Origin of the sequence: Pseudoalteromonas fenneropenaei (genome assembly GCF_042643375.1) — a bacterium.
GTDB classification, from domain to species: domain Bacteria; phylum Pseudomonadota; class Gammaproteobacteria; order Enterobacterales; family Alteromonadaceae; genus Pseudoalteromonas; species Pseudoalteromonas fenneropenaei.
In genome coordinates, this window is sequence record NZ_JBHRSD010000011.1 from 340,350 (window position 1) to 354,762 (window position 14,413).

The following is a 14,413-nucleotide window of genomic DNA, read 5'->3' on the forward strand; positions in this document are numbered from 1 at the left end:
GCGAAAGTATTGCGACGGAACTGGCAGAACTTCAAAGCTAGCGATTTCATTGCAACACGTCAACAACAAAATGAATACATATTCATTATGATGAATATTTTTCAATAATATAGATAACTTACCAACTTTTTGCAGATTGCTAACAGCAGCGGGGAAATGACACCAATTTGGCATATGACACTGGTGTCATTTTTAACTTTATGTAAACCAAACTCACCAAATGATGGCAGTTGACGTAAACGTAAACCACTGCAACAGTGAATTTATATTCACAAAAAGTGACTGGACAGAATTATATAAAAGGCTTAATAACGCTCAAACACCCGCCGACTGGGCGCTTAGCGAGATACAACCGATTTAGCAGAACGTAAACACAGTGTGCATAATTGCATAGTTTACTTTACGTATGCGTAAACCAAGGCATCTAAGTGCACTAAGGTTAGGGCCTAATTGAGCAAAGTGATCCGCACATTATTTCAAAATAATGATGAACGGCAGCGCTAATTAGGAAACAAAAATGAACAAAGACAATCAGTGTTGATAAACCTGATGACTCTACTGCGAGGAGAAATTAAACGAAGGGCTACTTAGGCGAAGGAACACATTAGGCGAAGTAAAAGGCGTTAGGGTGAGCTTTGCCCACCCTTACAGCAAAGCGCTTAGGCTTGCTCGTCAGCTTTTTTATATTTAGCTGCCGTTTCAGTGATAAGCGGTTGTAGCTCACCACGTTGGAACATTTCAACTATGATATCACAACCACCGATAAGCTCACCTTCAACCCATAATTGTGGGAAAGTTGGCCAATTTGCGTAGTGCGGTAGTTCAGCGCGGATATCCGGGTTAAGCAGAATGTCAACGTAAGCAAATTGCTCGCCACACGCCATCAACGCTTGGGAAGCTTGTGCTGAAAAACCACAGTTAGGCAGCTTAGGAGAGCCTTTCATATATAGGATAATTGGGTTTTCGGCGATTTGCTGTTTAATCTTTTCAATGGTTTCCATTATTAACCTCGAATGTGACGATAATCTACGGCCAATTGGCAGCACTTAAGCTAAATGAGGCTCTGACCAGCCGTGTTCAAAAAATTGTCATAGGCTTTGGCATTGCTGTTTGCCAAAACTTGAGTAAAATACTCGGGAATTATAGTATCACTATATAGTCGATTCGCATAGAAATCTGCTTGTTGCTAGGCGAGGTTTCGTACACAATCGACGTACTAAATAAAAAATGGAGATTATCATGGCATTTGAACTACCGTCACTACCTTATGCAATCAATGCACTTGAGCCACACATTTCACAAGAAACTTTGGAATTCCACCACGGCAAACACCACAACACTTACGTTGTTAAGTTAAACGGCCTTATCGCTGGTACTCCGTTTGAAGGCAAATCGCTTGAAGAGATCGTGTGTTCATCTGAAGGTGGTGTATTCAACAATGCTGCACAAGTTTGGAACCACACATTCTTCTGGAACAGCCTATCACCAAACGGTGGCGGCGAGCCAACAGGTAAAGTTGCTGAGCTTATCAATGCTAAATGGGGTTCATTCGCAGCATTCAAAGAAGCGTTCAATGACAAAGCAGTAAACAACTTCGCTTCAAGCTGGACTTGGTTAGTGCAACTGGCTGACGGTTCTTTAGACATCGTTAACACGTCTAACGCAGCAACACCATTAACACAAGCGGGTGTTACACCAATCCTAACTGTTGACCTATGGGAACACGCGTACTACATTGATTACCGCAACGTGCGCCCAGATTACCTAAAAGGTTTCTGGTCACTGGTTAACTGGGAATTTGCAAACGGCAACCTAGCTTAATCCGATGTAGCAACTCACGCTTAGGTGGGTTACTCACAAACAAAAAAAGGGCGCTGATGCGCTCTTTTTTGTTGCCAACCCGTCACTTTTTTTTGATTAAATATTTGGAATTTTTAGGCAAATTTTCTAAACCCTGTCTACGCTTTAAGTAACCGATAGCTTTTCTTTGTTTTTCCTAAGCCTTTTCCCCAAACAGCAGGTTACTGGAGGTCGTTATGACGATATTTGAGCATTATCAAGCCAGATACGAAGCAGAACAAGAAGAAGAATACAGCATCGCCGAGTTTCTCGACATTTGTAAGGCCGACAAGTCAGCCTATGCCAGCGCCGCTGAGCGCTTGTTAATGGCTATTGGCGAACCGCAAATGATTGATACCGCGAGCGATTCTAGATTAAGCAGAATATTTTCCAATCGTGTGATTGCCCGTTATCCGGCATTTAGCGAGTTTTACGGTATGGAAGAAGCCATTGAACAAATTGTTTCTTACTTAAAACACGCAGCACAAGGTCTTGAAGAATGTAAGCAGGTGCTGTACTTGCTCGGCCCAGTGGGTGGCGGCAAGTCTTCAATTGCTGAAAAACTCAAGTATTTAATGCAAAAGGTACCAATTTACGCATTAAAGGGCTCGCCAGTGAATGACCATCCTTTAGCACTTTTTAATCCGCTTGAAGATGGTGCCATTTTAGAAAAAGAGTACGGTATTAAGCCACGCTACCTGAAAACCATCATGTCTCCGTGGGCAACCAAGCGCTTGCATGAGTTTAACGGCGACATCAGTAAATTTAGAGTCGTTAAACGTTACCCATCTATTCTAAATCAAATTGCGATAGCAAAAACTGAACCGGGCGACGAAAACAATCAAGATATTTCGGCGTTAGTTGGGAAAGTTGATATTCGAAAATTGGAGCACTTTGCCCAAAATGACCCTGACGCCTACGCTTACTCTGGAGCCTTATGTTTAGCTAACCAAGGCTTGATGGAATTTGTCGAGATGTTTAAAGCACCGATTAAAGTGCTTCACCCGCTCCTAACTGCGACACAAGAAGGTAACTATAACGGTACTGAGGGGATCTCTGCCCTGCCCTTTAGCGGCATCATTTTAGCGCACTCGAACGAATCTGAGTGGCAAACCTTCAAAAACAACAAAAACAACGAGGCGTTCTTAGACCGCGTTTATATCGTTAAAGTACCTTATTGTTTGCGGGTTTCTGAAGAAGTCAAAATTTACAAAAAACTCATTGAAAATAGTGAGTTGTCAAAAGCGCCTTGCGCACCGGGTACACTCGAAACGTTGGCTAAATTCAGTGCCTTATCGCGCATTAAAGAACCGGAAAACTCCAGCATCTATTCAAAAATGCGGGTTTACGATGGTGAAAGCTTAAAAGACACCGATCCGAAAGCTAAATCATATCAAGAGTACCGTGATTATGCAGGTGTGGACGAAGGTATGACAGGGCTTTCAACCCGCTTTGCCTTCAAGATCCTATCGCGGGTATTTAACTTCGACCACTCTGAAGTAGCAGCTAACCCAGTGCACCTATTCTATGTGCTGGAACAACAAATTGAACGGGAGCAGTTTGCCGCTGAAGTTCAAGAGCGCTATTTAAGTCATCTGAAAGGTTTCTTAATACCTCAGTATGTTGAGTTTATTGGCAAAGAGTTACAAACCGCGTATTTGGAATCGTACTCTGAATATGGGCAAAATATCTTTGACCGCTATGTCACCTATGCTGATTTCTGGATCCAAGATCAAGAGTATCGCGACCCTGATACCGGACAATTATTTGACCGCTCAGCCCTTAATGCCGAACTTGAAAAGATTGAGAAACCAGCCGGTATTTCGAATCCAAAAGATTTCCGTAATGAAATCGTCAACTTTGTCCTACGGGCGCGTGCCCATCACGGTGGCGCAAACCCAGTGTGGACAAGTTATGAAAAACTGCGCACTGTGATTGAGAAGAAAATGTTCTCCAATACAGAGGACTTATTGCCTGTGATTTCCTTTAATGCCAAAACATCGGCTGAAGATCAGAAAAAGCATGAGGACTTCGTCAATCGTATGGTGGAAAAAGGTTACACCCAAAAACAAGTACGTTTGCTCTCTGAATGGTATCTCAGAGTCAGAAAATCGCAGTAACCGACTGAGCATAGTACTGAGAGGGTGAATTATGGCGCATTTTATAGACCGTCGCCTGAACGGTAAAAATAAGAGTACGCTGAATCGTCAGCGTTTTATCAGGCGCTATAAGAAGCAGATAAAAGAAGCGGTATCGAATGCTATCAACAAACGCAGCGTGACGGATATGTCGAGCGGTGAAAGCATCTCGATCCCGCAACGAGATATCAGCGAGCCTCTGTTTCACCAAGGTAAAGGCGGCGATAGAGAACGAGTTCATCCTGGTAATGATCAGTTCTCTTCGGGCGACCAAATCAAACGTCCACCACAAGGTCAAGGCGGTGGAGGTGGTAGTGGTGAAGGCGAAGCGAGCAATCAAGGTGAAGGCGAGGATGATTTTGTTTTCTCTATTTCCAAAGATGAATATCTCGATTTGCTGTTCGAAGATTTAGAACTACCTAACTTGCAGCAAAGCCAACTGGATAAACTGGTACAAATGAAAACGCACCGTGCCGGATTTTGTAATGACGGCATGCCCACCAACTTAGATATAGTGCGCTCCCTACAAGGTTCTTTGGCGCGACGTGTGGCTATGAGCGCTGGGAAAAAACGCAAACTCAGAGCGCTTGAAGAAGAGTTAGCATCATTACTGGCAGAACCTGTACCGCAGCAAAGTCGCATCCAAGCTCTGGAGGAAGAGATTGCACATCTGAAAAGCCGTATTGCAGCCGTGCCGTTTATTGATAATTACGATTTACGCTTTCGTAATTACGAAAAACGCCCTCACCCCACAAGTAAAGCCGTGATGTTTTGCTTGATGGATGTGTCAGGTTCGATGGATCAAGCCACCAAAGATATGGCCAAGCGCTTTTATATTTTGTTGTATCAATTCCTAACACGCACTTACAAGGATATTGAAGTCGTCTACATCCGACATCATACCCAAGCCAAAGAAGTGGATGAACAAGAGTTCTTCTACTCGCAAGAAACGGGCGGAACGATAGTGTCGAGTGCGTTAAAACTGATGGACGACATTATTCGTGAGCGCTATGCCCAGGGAGATTGGAACATATACGCAGCACAAGCCTCTGACGGCGACAACTGGGCGGATGATTCACCACATTGTGGTGAGATCCTGCGTAGTCGCTTATTAAAAATGGTGCGTTACTACGCCTATATTGAAATCACTACGCGCGCACATCAAAGTCTTTGGCGCGAATATCAAGTACTTGCATCGCAAAACGATAACTTTGCCATGCAGCACATCCGCAGTGTTGAGGATATCTATCCAATTTTCAGGGAGCTCTTTAAAAAGAACCGTCAACAACAAGGCGCAGCCTAAACATCGGGAGGGAGCTTATGACATATAACCCGCTAAATGACGGACCAGACTGGACCTTCGATTTACTTGAAGCATATCAGGCAGAAATAAAACGTGTCGCGGAGTATTATCGCCTCGACACCTACCCAAACCAAATTGAAATTATCACTGCCGAACAAATGATGGATGCCTACTCCAGTGTAGGCATGCCGATTGGCTATAATCACTGGTCATTTGGGAAAAAATTTATTCAGACTGAGCAGCACTACAAGCGTGGGCAAATGGGCTTGGCCTACGAAATCGTTATTAACTCCAACCCCTGTATTGCCTATTTAATGGAAGAAAATACCATGCCAATGCAAGCATTGGTTATGGCTCATGCTTGTTATGGGCATAATTCCTTTTTTAAAAACAACTATCTATTTAAAACTTGGACTGATGCGTCGTCCATCATAGATTACTTATTGTTTGCCAGAAATTACATTGCCCAGTGCGAGGAAAAGTACGGCATTGATGAGGTGGAAAATCTTATCGACTCTTGCCATGCTCTGATGAACTATGGCGTAGACAGATATAAACGGCCGCAGCGAATTTCTATGGTTGAGGAGCAAAAGCGCCAAAAAGAACGTGAGGATTATCTACAATCTCAGATCAATGAGCTGTGGCGCACAATACCAAGTAGTCAGCAACAAACAAAACAGCGCAAGGTTCGTTTCCCTAAAGAGCCGCAGGAGAACATCCTTTATTTTATTGAAAAACATGCGCCATTATTAGAGTCTTGGCAGCGAGAAGTGATCCGCATTGTACGGAAAATTTCCCAATATTTTTATCCGCAAAAGCAAACCCAAGTCATGAACGAAGGTTGGGCAACGTTCTGGCACTACACCATTCTTAATCACTTATACGATGAGGGTAAGCTGTCTGATTCGTTTATGCTGGAGTTTTTACAAAGTCATACCAATGTGGTGTACCAACCCCCCTACAACAGCAAATATTATTCAGGTATCAACCCTTATGCACTTGGCTTCAATATGATGTGCGATATTCGCCGTGTCTGTGAAAAGCCTACAGAGGAGGACAAACTGTGGTTTCCTGAATTTGCGGGTAGTAATTGGCTTGATACACTGCACTTTGCAATGGAAAACTTTAAGGATGAGAGCTTTATTAGCCAATTTTTGTCACCTAAAGTGATGCGTGATTTTAAACTTTTCACCATAGTCGATAAACAAAAGTCGCCAACCCTTGAAGTTGGTCCTATCCATGATGATAGCGGCTACCAAAAATTACGTGAAGCGCTTTCTGCTCAGTATAACCTCAGCAACCACGAACCAAATATTCAAGTGTACAATGTCGATGTACGTGGCGACCGTTCGCTGACTTTACGCTACGTGCCACAAAATGGTATTCCACTTGCAGATTCAAAAAAAGAAGTGATGAAACACCTCTACCGACTATGGGGGTTTGCAGTGAAGCTTGAGCAAGAGAATGCCGATGGCACAGTAGAAACCATAGCCCAATGCCCAAATGTTGAGGACGACATATAACCAGCGTCAGTTTACTAGGTGTTAAGTCCTACTATTAGCGCTAAAGACAAAGATCCACCTTCTTTAGAAGGTGGCTTTGCGTTAGCCACCTAAAAGAGCGCTTGGTTAAAGTTAATCTTGCCCTCAACAATCATTTCTATTGCTAGCGTGACATACAATTGCACCCACATAGTAAAACAACTGCGGACGATAGCTGACGTCTTGCAAAATTACCTATCACAATGAGTTAATTATAGAATTTAGGCTAAACCTAAATGATGATTACCACCAAATGAAGTAGATATTTAGGGCTGAAAATAAGATTTTTATTTAGAACATTTAACTTAAGCATGAAAAAAACCGCCTTACTTGGCGGTTTTCTTCATGCTTGGTTCAAAGCGTGTTACCCGATTTCTGCCATGCTCTTTGGACGCATACAAAGCAATGTCAGTCGCCTCAATCCACTCTTCATGCTTTGTAAATTCAGCATCATACTGAGCTATGCCGACACTGACGGTTATCTTAATTTGCTGTTCATCATAAAAAATCACTGACTTTTCAATTAACACCCGCAAACGTTCAGCAAAAATAGTAGCGCCTTCTTCGTCTGTATCAATTAATGTCACGGCAAACTCTTCACCACCATAACGCCCTGCAGTGTCGGTTTCACGTAGCGTTTTCTTTAGTAGATCAGCAACATGGCGAATAGCCATATCACCACCGCTGTGGCCATGCTCATCGTTGATACGCTTGAAATGGTCAATATCAAACATCAATAACGTGCTACAACCTTGGTTGCGCTTGAGTCGTTTGAATTCACGGCGCAGTCCCTCTTCCCAAAACCCTCGATTCGTCAGTTTGGTCAAGCTATCGGTGCGGCTTAATTGCTCAAGCTGTTTGTTCGCTTCTTCTAACTCAAGTTTATTCATCGCTTCGTCAGTCACGTCGTAAATGATCACACAAATGTGCGCCACTTCACCTGTGGTGGTGGTAAGTGGAATAAATGTGGCATTTTGATACATGTACTCCGCTTTACCTGTTATTGGGCGGTAGTTTTTAAACTTGAAAATATAGGGCTGTTGCTCCCAAATAGTAAAAGAGCGGTTTTTTAGGACAAATACCGATTCTGATTTCCCACGAAACCATTTTTCATCAATGCTTGGGAACAGATCGAACAGATCTTTATCTTTCACTGCGCTTGGTAACAGGCCAGAGTGGTTTTCCATAAAACCATTCCAAACACAGACTTTGTAATCTCTATCGAGCACCACTAAGCCAACATCGACAGTATTAAACATGTCCATTAACCAGTGGATTTCATTCATGTCAAAATCGGCTGCAGGCATAGGCTTATTCTTCTAGTAAGTACGCGACTTTATATTTTAGGGTTTTAAGCGAATCTTCCGTGAATAACAGCATCAAATCGCAATTAATATTATGGTGCTCAATGCCATAGCTTATCTCTATGGCTAAGGTACGCTGCCAGCGCCCTTTGTTGGCTTTAACCAGCTCAGCAACATCGCCGTGCTGACCTAACACCACAGGGTGGCCTTGGCTAAATGGCATATCTAATTGTCTTGATAAGCCCGTTAAAATTGCGCCAATCAAGATATTACTGATATCCATCAAGAGCTCAAGCTCAACTTTATCATTGAGCTCTCCGGTATAATTCATCAGTGAGGCAATTTCTTTAAAACTGGAATCATTGATGATAAGTAGCGCCTCACCCGACACGCCGCCACCAATAAAACCCTGACAAACACCTGACGTGCTGACACTTGAATCGATTGATTGCAACGCCATATGCAGTTCACTGACTTCAAGCACGTTGACATTTGGGATAGGCAACTTAACAAATACATTTAGTAAGCGTGCTAATAAATCGCCCGCCTGCCCCATCGCGACGTTGGTTAACTCTTGATAGACATCCCGCAGCTCTGAATCAAGTTGCTCACCCAGCTTGTGTACTAAGCTTTCACGAATGGCTTTATCACGGATACCATGATGTTCAATAATCTCAGCAAGCTTTTTGCTATCGCAAGGTTTCTTAATAAAATCAATGGCGCCCAGCTCTCGAACACGTTCGTGGGCATTGGGTTGAATGTCGCCGGAAACAACGACTGTGAGTACATTGAGACCTTGCTCGTTGATTGCCTCTAACACCTCATAGCCATCCATTTGCGGCATATTGAGATCCAAAAATAGCACTTCAGGCATCAGAGATTTTATTTTATCGATGCAATCGTAACCGTTTTCGGCAAACTCAACCTTGATATCCCAATCCTCAGGTAAAGAGCGCGCCAACTGGCGACGAGCCAACTTCGAGTCATCACAAATTAAAACAGATGTTGCCATAGACGCTCTCTAACCCATCACTACGCAGCTGGTTTGCGTGTGTTCTATTATTTTAATTATCGGAATAAGTACAATTTTGCGACACATGTTAATCAAAGTAACCTGCATTTACAATTTTAATTTAGTTGCAAAAAACTTGGTTAGTCTTCTCCAGTATAATACACTCGCCAAGATTAAGTTAACTCAAAAGGTAATACTTTATGCTCAAACGTTTAAGCCTTGCATTTATGTTCGCCGTTGCACCGGCCTTAGCCGCTGATTTACCTGAAAATACGCTCGATATGGGCAAAGTTATGGTGCAAAGTAAACCTGTGACATTACTCGGTACAGGTGTCAGTATCGGCCAAGCTGCGCCAGACTTTAAGGTAGTCGACGCAGGTTTTTCACCAGTTACCCTCGCCAACTTTAAAGACAAGGCAGTGTTAATAAGTGTTGTACCCAGCTTGGACACTGGGGTCTGTAGTATACAAACCAAACACTTCAACGAAAAAGTAGCCAGCGAGTTCCCTGCGGTTGCGATGCTGACCATTAGTGCAGATTTACCATTTGCCCAGAAGCGTTTCTGCAAAGCGGAAAATATCGACAAACTACAAACCCTATCTGATTCCGTATGGCACCATTTTGGTGAGCAATATGGTTTAATTATTAAAGATATGGGCTTATTGGCTCGAGCGGTGTTGGTACTCGATGCCAATCATAAAATTGTTTATAAAGACTTAGTTGGTGAGTTAACCAAAGAGCCTAACTATGAAGCGGCGATACAAGCCCTAAAAGCACTGTAACAGCCCTCATCTAAAGCTCAACCACAAATAGCACATAAAAAAACCGCCATTGGCGGTTTTTTTATGTGCTGCAATGAGCTTAACCTAGCATTGCTGCTAATTGTTTGCTTACTGCATCCACCGCTTGAGTGCCATCTAATTTGTGGTACTCAGTGTTACCTGCTTCTGCTTCGGTACGGTAGTAAGTGACCAGTGGCTTAGTTTGGTCGTGATAAATCGCCAAACGTTTGCGCACAGTTTCTTCTACGTCATCAGCACGAATGATCAGCTCTTCACCAGTCACATCGTCTTTATCCGCAACTTTTGGTGGGTTGTACACAACGTGATAAACACGGCCTGAACCCGGATGTACGCGACGACCTGCCATACGCTCAACAATCACTTCGTCTGCCACATCAAATTCAATCACGTGATCAATCACAATGCCATTGTCTTTCATCGCATCAGCTTGCGGGATAGTACGTGGGAAACCATCTAACAAGAAACCTTTCTCACAATCTGCTTTAGCGATACGCTCTTTAACAAGACCGATGATGATTTCGTCAGAAACCAATTGACCTGCGTCCATCACCTTTTTTGCTTCTAAACCTAATGGTGTGCCTTCTTTAATGGCTGCACGTAACATGTCGCCAGTAGAGATCTGTGGGATCCCATATTTGTCCATCAAGAATTGTGCTTGTGTGCCTTTTCCTGCACCTGGAGCGCCCAATAGGATAATGCGCATAGTCGTGTTCCTCGTTTTCAGAATTATCAATAACAGCCGAATTTTTTCACACCCTCAGCGGATACTCAAGCAACTTATACTAATTGATAACGTTAAGCGTACAATTTGCTGAGAACAATAAAACTTGACCATAAAAAAGCGGGAGCATGGCTCCCGCTTAGCGTGTAACTCACTCTTGCTGCAAGCGCTTATTTGCTAAGCTCAAGCATCAATTTATTCAGGCGTGCCACAAACCCTGCTGGGTCTTTTAAGCTACCACGCTCTGCCAGCATAGCTTGGTCAAGTAACACTTCTGACCACTGTGCAAACTTGTCTTCGTCTTGCAGTTCGTTTAAGTGTTTTACCAAAGCGTGCTCTGGGTTTAATTCAAATACTGGTTTTGACTCAGGCACAGATTGACCGATTGACTCCATTAGCTTTTGCATTTGCGAGCTCATATCGTGGTCGTCCGTCACCACACAAGCTGGTGAATCAGTTAAACGGTGAGTGAAGCGTACTTCTTTGACTTTATCGCCAAGTACGGTTTTCACCCGCTCAACTAAACCCGCAACTTCTTTCTCTGTCTCTTCCTGCGCTTTTTTGGTTTCTTCGTCGTCAAGCTTACCTAAGTCAAGGTCGCCACGTGTTACGGATTGGAATGACTTCTCAGCAAACTCAGTCAGGTAGCTCATCATCCACTCGTCAACGCGATCAGACAACAATAATACTTCGATGCCTTTTTTACGGAAGATCTCTAAATGCGGAGAGTTTTTCGCCGCTTCGAAGCTGTCAGCAACCACGTAGTAGATCTTTTCCTGACCTTCTTTCATGCGCTCAACATATTGCTCAAGCGACACATTTTGTGTTTTTTCATTGCTGTGAGTTGAAGCAAAGCGCAGTAATTTGGCGATGTCTTCTTTGTTTGCCGAATCTTCAGCTGGACCTTCTTTTAGCACTTGGCCAAATTCATTCCAAAATGTTTGGTACGCATCAGCATCATTTTTGCCAAGACGTTCCAACATTTTCAATACGCGGCTAGTACAACCTTTACGGATAGCTTGGGTGACTTTGTTGTCTTGAAGAATTTCGCGCGATACGTTTAGTGGTAAATCGTTTGAATCTAAAAGACCTTTAACAAAGCGCAGGTAGCTTGGCATAAACTGCTCTGCGTCATCCATGATAAACACGCGTTGCACATAGAGCTTTAATCCTGCACGACGCTCGCGGTTCCACATATCAAACGGCGCGCGTTTTGGAATGTAAAGCAAACTGGTGTATTCAGTTTTACCTTCGACCTTATTGTGCGCCCAAGTCAGTGGTTCTTCCCAATCATGGCCGATATGCTTGTAAAACTCGTGATATTCTTCGTCTTTGATCTCTGACTTATCGCGCGTCCACAATGCGGTAGCACGGTTAATAGCTTCCCATTTAGCTGGCTCTGCAGGGATTTTTTCGCCGTCGGCACCGTCTCTTTCCGGTACTTCAGCTTTAAACATTTCGACTGGAATTGAGATATGATCTGAGTACTTAGTGACAATACCTCGCAGGCGATAGTCATTTAAAAACTCTGTTTCATCATCACGCAAGTGTAAAATAATCTCTGTACCACGGTCCGCTTTTTCGATATCAGCTACCGTAAAATCGCCTTCACCGTGTGATTCCCACTCAACGCCCGTTGCTTCGCCCGCTTTACGCGTACGAACGGTCACTTTATCGGCAACGATAAACGCTGAGTAAAAACCAACACCGAACTGACCAATCAGCTTAGAATCTTTAGCTTGGTCGCCCGTTAAGTTTTTGAAGAACTCTGCCGTACCCGACTTTGCAATCGTACCCAGCGCACCAATTACGTCGTCACGGTTCATACCGATACCATTGTCAGAAATGGTCAGTGTCTTGGCGTCTTTATCAGCGCTGATACGCACCCGTAAGTTTGCATCACCGTCATAAAGCTCAGTATTAGACAATGCTAAAAAGCGCAGTTTATCTGCCGCATCTGAAGCATTTGAGACCAATTCACGTAAGAAAATTTCTTTGTTGGAATACAAAGAATGGATCATCAGGTTTAGTAGTTGTTTGACTTCTGTTTGAAAGCCATGTTTTTCTTTGTGATTTACATCAGTCATTTGTCAATAGTCCTAATTTGTGTACCTTGCATGTACTTATACTGGATGTATAAAGTTGCTATGACGGATATATTGAGGCTGCTCGGAATATTTCAAGCGGAAAAATGCGATTTTATCCAAATTACCGCGCAGTAAGTTAGCAGGCTAACACGGGGAATGACTGAGCTTGAAGTCGTATTCAGGCGCAGATTGTGGTTGCAAAGCATGTCATGCAGGCAAGGCTGCATGACTATAAAGCGGGTTTATTCTTGATCTCTTGCGATGGCGCGTCTGCCGCTAAAGGCGTGTTTCAGTGTCATACCATCAACTAAGTCTAACTCGCCACCTACTGGCATGCCATGCGCAATACGCGATGGTGTGACATGGTATTTATGACATAGCTCAGCGACAAAATGCGCGGTGGTTTCCCCTTCTACCGTCGGGTTGGTCGCCAAGATAACCTCATCAAATAACCGCTCAGCGAGGCGCGCTTCAAGCACATCTAGGCCGATTTCCTTGGGGCCAATACCATCAAGTGGTGATAGATGCCCCATTAACACAAAATATTGTCCTTGATATTGACCCGTTTGCTCAATCGCAAGCACATCGGTAGGCGATTCAACTACACAGAGAATACGGTTGTCCTGACGTTTTACACTTAAGCAAATATCGCATTGCGGTGCTTCGCAAAATGTCCGGCAAGTTTGACAATGACCAATTTGCGCCATGGCTCTTGTTAGTGCTTGACCCAATTGCGTGCCACCATGACGGTCACGCTCCAATAAATGAAACGCAATACGCTGCGCAGACTTAGGGCCAATACCCGGTAAACAACGAAGTGCTTCGATTAATTGAGTCAGACTTGGTGATAATTGCATAAATTCTAGTGGTTCAAAAAAATCTAAGCTGCAAACTAACATACCAGCGCGCTTGAGTACATATTCAAAGGCCGTGCTTGCGCGTTTCATCTCGTCGCAAGCGGCACTTTGTCTATGCAATGAATAGGCTGAGGTTACTCAATAGCCACTGGAATTGAGGGTACTTTGATCGGTTGCGGGTTTTTGACTTGACGTTGTTGTGCTATCCGTTGCAGTTACTGAGGTTGCGGCTTTGTTGCTGTCAGTTATAGTGCTACTGACATTGGTACGATTGTTGACCGCATCACCAATATTGACTGTGGTGTGGTTGGCTTCGACTTTCCAATTTTCCAACACGCCGTCTAAGGTCTTAAGATAAATCGCCTTAGCTTCCTCTTTATTTAGCTTGTAGTTAGAAGAAAACTCACAAGCTCGGAAGAACAGCTCACGCGCTAACAGAACGCCCGGTGTACGACCTGCTAGCTCGACTTCCTCGCTTGATTCATTAATGTCACTGCCCTCGCCTTGAGTATTGATCAGTGAAATCGTGAGGTCACCATCATCTTTTTGGTCAAACGCCGAGTCAGGTTGCGGCAAAGAACACAGATAGTGATTAGATTCAGGCGACAACACATAAATTTGTCCTTGTCCTGAGGTCGTCGTCAAAATGTGATTGTTGTCGAGGCTGGTTTTTAACGGCTGTGGGTACTCCATCGCAGAACAACCAGAAAGCAGTGTGAAGCAAAACGCATAGCAAGTGATAGGTTTCATGTTAGTCTCATTTAAACGCGCTAGGCTGGTTGATAACTGCCAGCCTAGCAAGCTACTT

Annotated in this window: 12 protein-coding genes; 5 read left to right on the forward strand and 7 right to left on the reverse strand. The window is 43.7% G+C overall.

Annotated elements, in window-relative coordinates; translation table 11 throughout:
* Window positions 1-659 precede the first annotated feature (659 nt).
* Complete coding sequence (locus tag ACFOEE_RS07290; RefSeq protein ID WP_377122668.1) at window positions 660-1,001, reverse strand: Grx4 family monothiol glutaredoxin; 342 nt, start codon at window positions 999-1,001, stop codon at window positions 660-662.
* A gap of 238 nt (window positions 1,002-1,239) precedes the next feature.
* Between ACFOEE_RS07290 and ACFOEE_RS07295 the strand changes: the two genes are divergently transcribed.
* The 4 genes from ACFOEE_RS07295 (at window position 1,240) to ACFOEE_RS07310 (ending at window position 6,803) form a co-directional block, all read left to right on the forward strand.
* Window positions 1,240-1,821 (forward strand): superoxide dismutase, encoded by a 582-nt coding sequence (locus ACFOEE_RS07295; RefSeq protein ID WP_377122671.1) that lies wholly within the window; start codon window positions 1,240-1,242, stop codon window positions 1,819-1,821.
* Between the two features lie 215 nt (window positions 1,822-2,036).
* Window positions 2,037-3,959, forward strand: coding sequence for a PrkA family serine protein kinase (locus ACFOEE_RS07300; RefSeq protein ID WP_377122674.1), 1,923 nt, complete (start codon window positions 2,037-2,039; stop codon window positions 3,957-3,959).
* Window positions 3,960-3,990: 31 nt separating this feature from the next.
* Window positions 3,991-5,280 (forward strand): YeaH/YhbH family protein, encoded by a 1,290-nt coding sequence (locus ACFOEE_RS07305; protein ID WP_377122677.1) that lies wholly within the window; start codon window positions 3,991-3,993, stop codon window positions 5,278-5,280.
* A 17-nt stretch (window positions 5,281-5,297) separates the two neighbouring features.
* On the forward strand, window positions 5,298-6,803 hold the full coding sequence (locus tag ACFOEE_RS07310) for a SpoVR family protein (RefSeq protein WP_377122680.1): 1,506 nt from the start codon (window positions 5,298-5,300) through the stop codon (window positions 6,801-6,803).
* Between the two features lie 344 nt (window positions 6,804-7,147).
* Here the strand turns inward: ACFOEE_RS07310 and ACFOEE_RS07315 are convergent, their stop codons facing one another.
* Together ACFOEE_RS07315 and ACFOEE_RS07320 are read right to left on the reverse strand one after the other, a co-directional pair.
* Complete coding sequence (locus tag ACFOEE_RS07315) at window positions 7,148-8,128, reverse strand: sensor domain-containing diguanylate cyclase (RefSeq protein WP_377122683.1); 981 nt, start codon at window positions 8,126-8,128, stop codon at window positions 7,148-7,150.
* 4 nt (window positions 8,129-8,132) lie between these two features.
* Window positions 8,133-9,137 carry a response regulator gene (locus ACFOEE_RS07320; RefSeq protein ID WP_377122686.1) on the reverse strand — a complete coding sequence of 335 codons (1,005 nt, stop codon included), beginning with the start codon at window positions 9,135-9,137 and terminating at the stop codon, window positions 8,133-8,135.
* A gap of 200 nt (window positions 9,138-9,337) precedes the next feature.
* Here ACFOEE_RS07320 and tpx point away from each other — a divergent pair, with 200 nt between their 5' ends.
* A complete protein-coding gene (gene tpx / locus ACFOEE_RS07325) occupies window positions 9,338-9,919 on the forward strand; it encodes a thiol peroxidase (protein WP_377122689.1) in 582 nt (193 codons plus the stop codon).
* A 79-nt stretch (window positions 9,920-9,998) separates the two neighbouring features.
* Here tpx and adk read toward each other — a convergent pair whose 3' ends face one another.
* The 4 genes from adk to ACFOEE_RS07345 all read right to left on the reverse strand — a co-directional run bounded on the left by adk (window position 9,999) and on the right by ACFOEE_RS07345 (window position 14,355).
* Window positions 9,999-10,643, reverse strand: a complete 645-nt coding sequence (gene adk / locus ACFOEE_RS07330) for an adenylate kinase (protein WP_377122692.1) — start codon at window positions 10,641-10,643, stop codon at window positions 9,999-10,001.
* A gap of 188 nt (window positions 10,644-10,831) precedes the next feature.
* Window positions 10,832-12,748, reverse strand: a complete 1,917-nt coding sequence (gene htpG / locus ACFOEE_RS07335; protein ID WP_377122695.1) for a molecular chaperone HtpG — start codon at window positions 12,746-12,748, stop codon at window positions 10,832-10,834.
* Between the two features lie 242 nt (window positions 12,749-12,990).
* A complete protein-coding gene (gene recR / locus ACFOEE_RS07340) occupies window positions 12,991-13,605 on the reverse strand; it encodes a recombination mediator RecR (RefSeq protein WP_377122939.1) in 615 nt (204 codons plus the stop codon).
* Window positions 13,606-13,743: 138 nt separating this feature from the next.
* Complete coding sequence (locus tag ACFOEE_RS07345) at window positions 13,744-14,355, reverse strand: hypothetical protein (protein WP_377122698.1); 612 nt, start codon at window positions 14,353-14,355, stop codon at window positions 13,744-13,746.
* Window positions 14,356-14,413: the final 58 nt, after the last annotated feature.

Excerpts from the sequence above, each read along its gene's own strand:
- ACFOEE_RS07290 (WP_377122668.1), bottom strand. The coding sequence starts at position 1,001 with ATGGAAACCATTGAAAAGATTAAACAGCAAATCGCCGAAAACCCAATT.
- ACFOEE_RS07295 (WP_377122671.1), top strand. The coding sequence starts at position 1,240 with ATGGCATTTGAACTACCGTCACTACCTTATGCAATCAATGCACTTGAG.
- ACFOEE_RS07300 (WP_377122674.1), top strand. The coding sequence starts at position 2,037 with ATGACGATATTTGAGCATTATCAAGCCAGATACGAAGCAGAACAAGAA.
- ACFOEE_RS07305 (WP_377122677.1), top strand. The coding sequence starts at position 3,991 with ATGGCGCATTTTATAGACCGTCGCCTGAACGGTAAAAATAAGAGTACG.
- ACFOEE_RS07310 (WP_377122680.1), top strand. The coding sequence starts at position 5,298 with ATGACATATAACCCGCTAAATGACGGACCAGACTGGACCTTCGATTTA.
- ACFOEE_RS07315 (WP_377122683.1), bottom strand. The coding sequence starts at position 8,128 with ATGCCTGCAGCCGATTTTGACATGAATGAAATCCACTGGTTAATGGAC.
- ACFOEE_RS07320 (WP_377122686.1), bottom strand. The coding sequence starts at position 9,137 with ATGGCAACATCTGTTTTAATTTGTGATGACTCGAAGTTGGCTCGTCGC.
- tpx (WP_377122689.1), top strand. The coding sequence starts at position 9,338 with ATGCTCAAACGTTTAAGCCTTGCATTTATGTTCGCCGTTGCACCGGCC.
- adk (WP_377122692.1), bottom strand. The coding sequence starts at position 10,643 with ATGCGCATTATCCTATTGGGCGCTCCAGGTGCAGGAAAAGGCACACAA.
- htpG (WP_377122695.1), bottom strand. The coding sequence starts at position 12,748 with ATGACTGATGTAAATCACAAAGAAAAACATGGCTTTCAAACAGAAGTC.
- recR (WP_377122939.1), bottom strand. The coding sequence starts at position 13,605 with ATGCAATTATCACCAAGTCTGACTCAATTAATCGAAGCACTTCGTTGT.
- ACFOEE_RS07345 (WP_377122698.1), bottom strand. The coding sequence starts at position 14,355 with ATGAAACCTATCACTTGCTATGCGTTTTGCTTCACACTGCTTTCTGGT.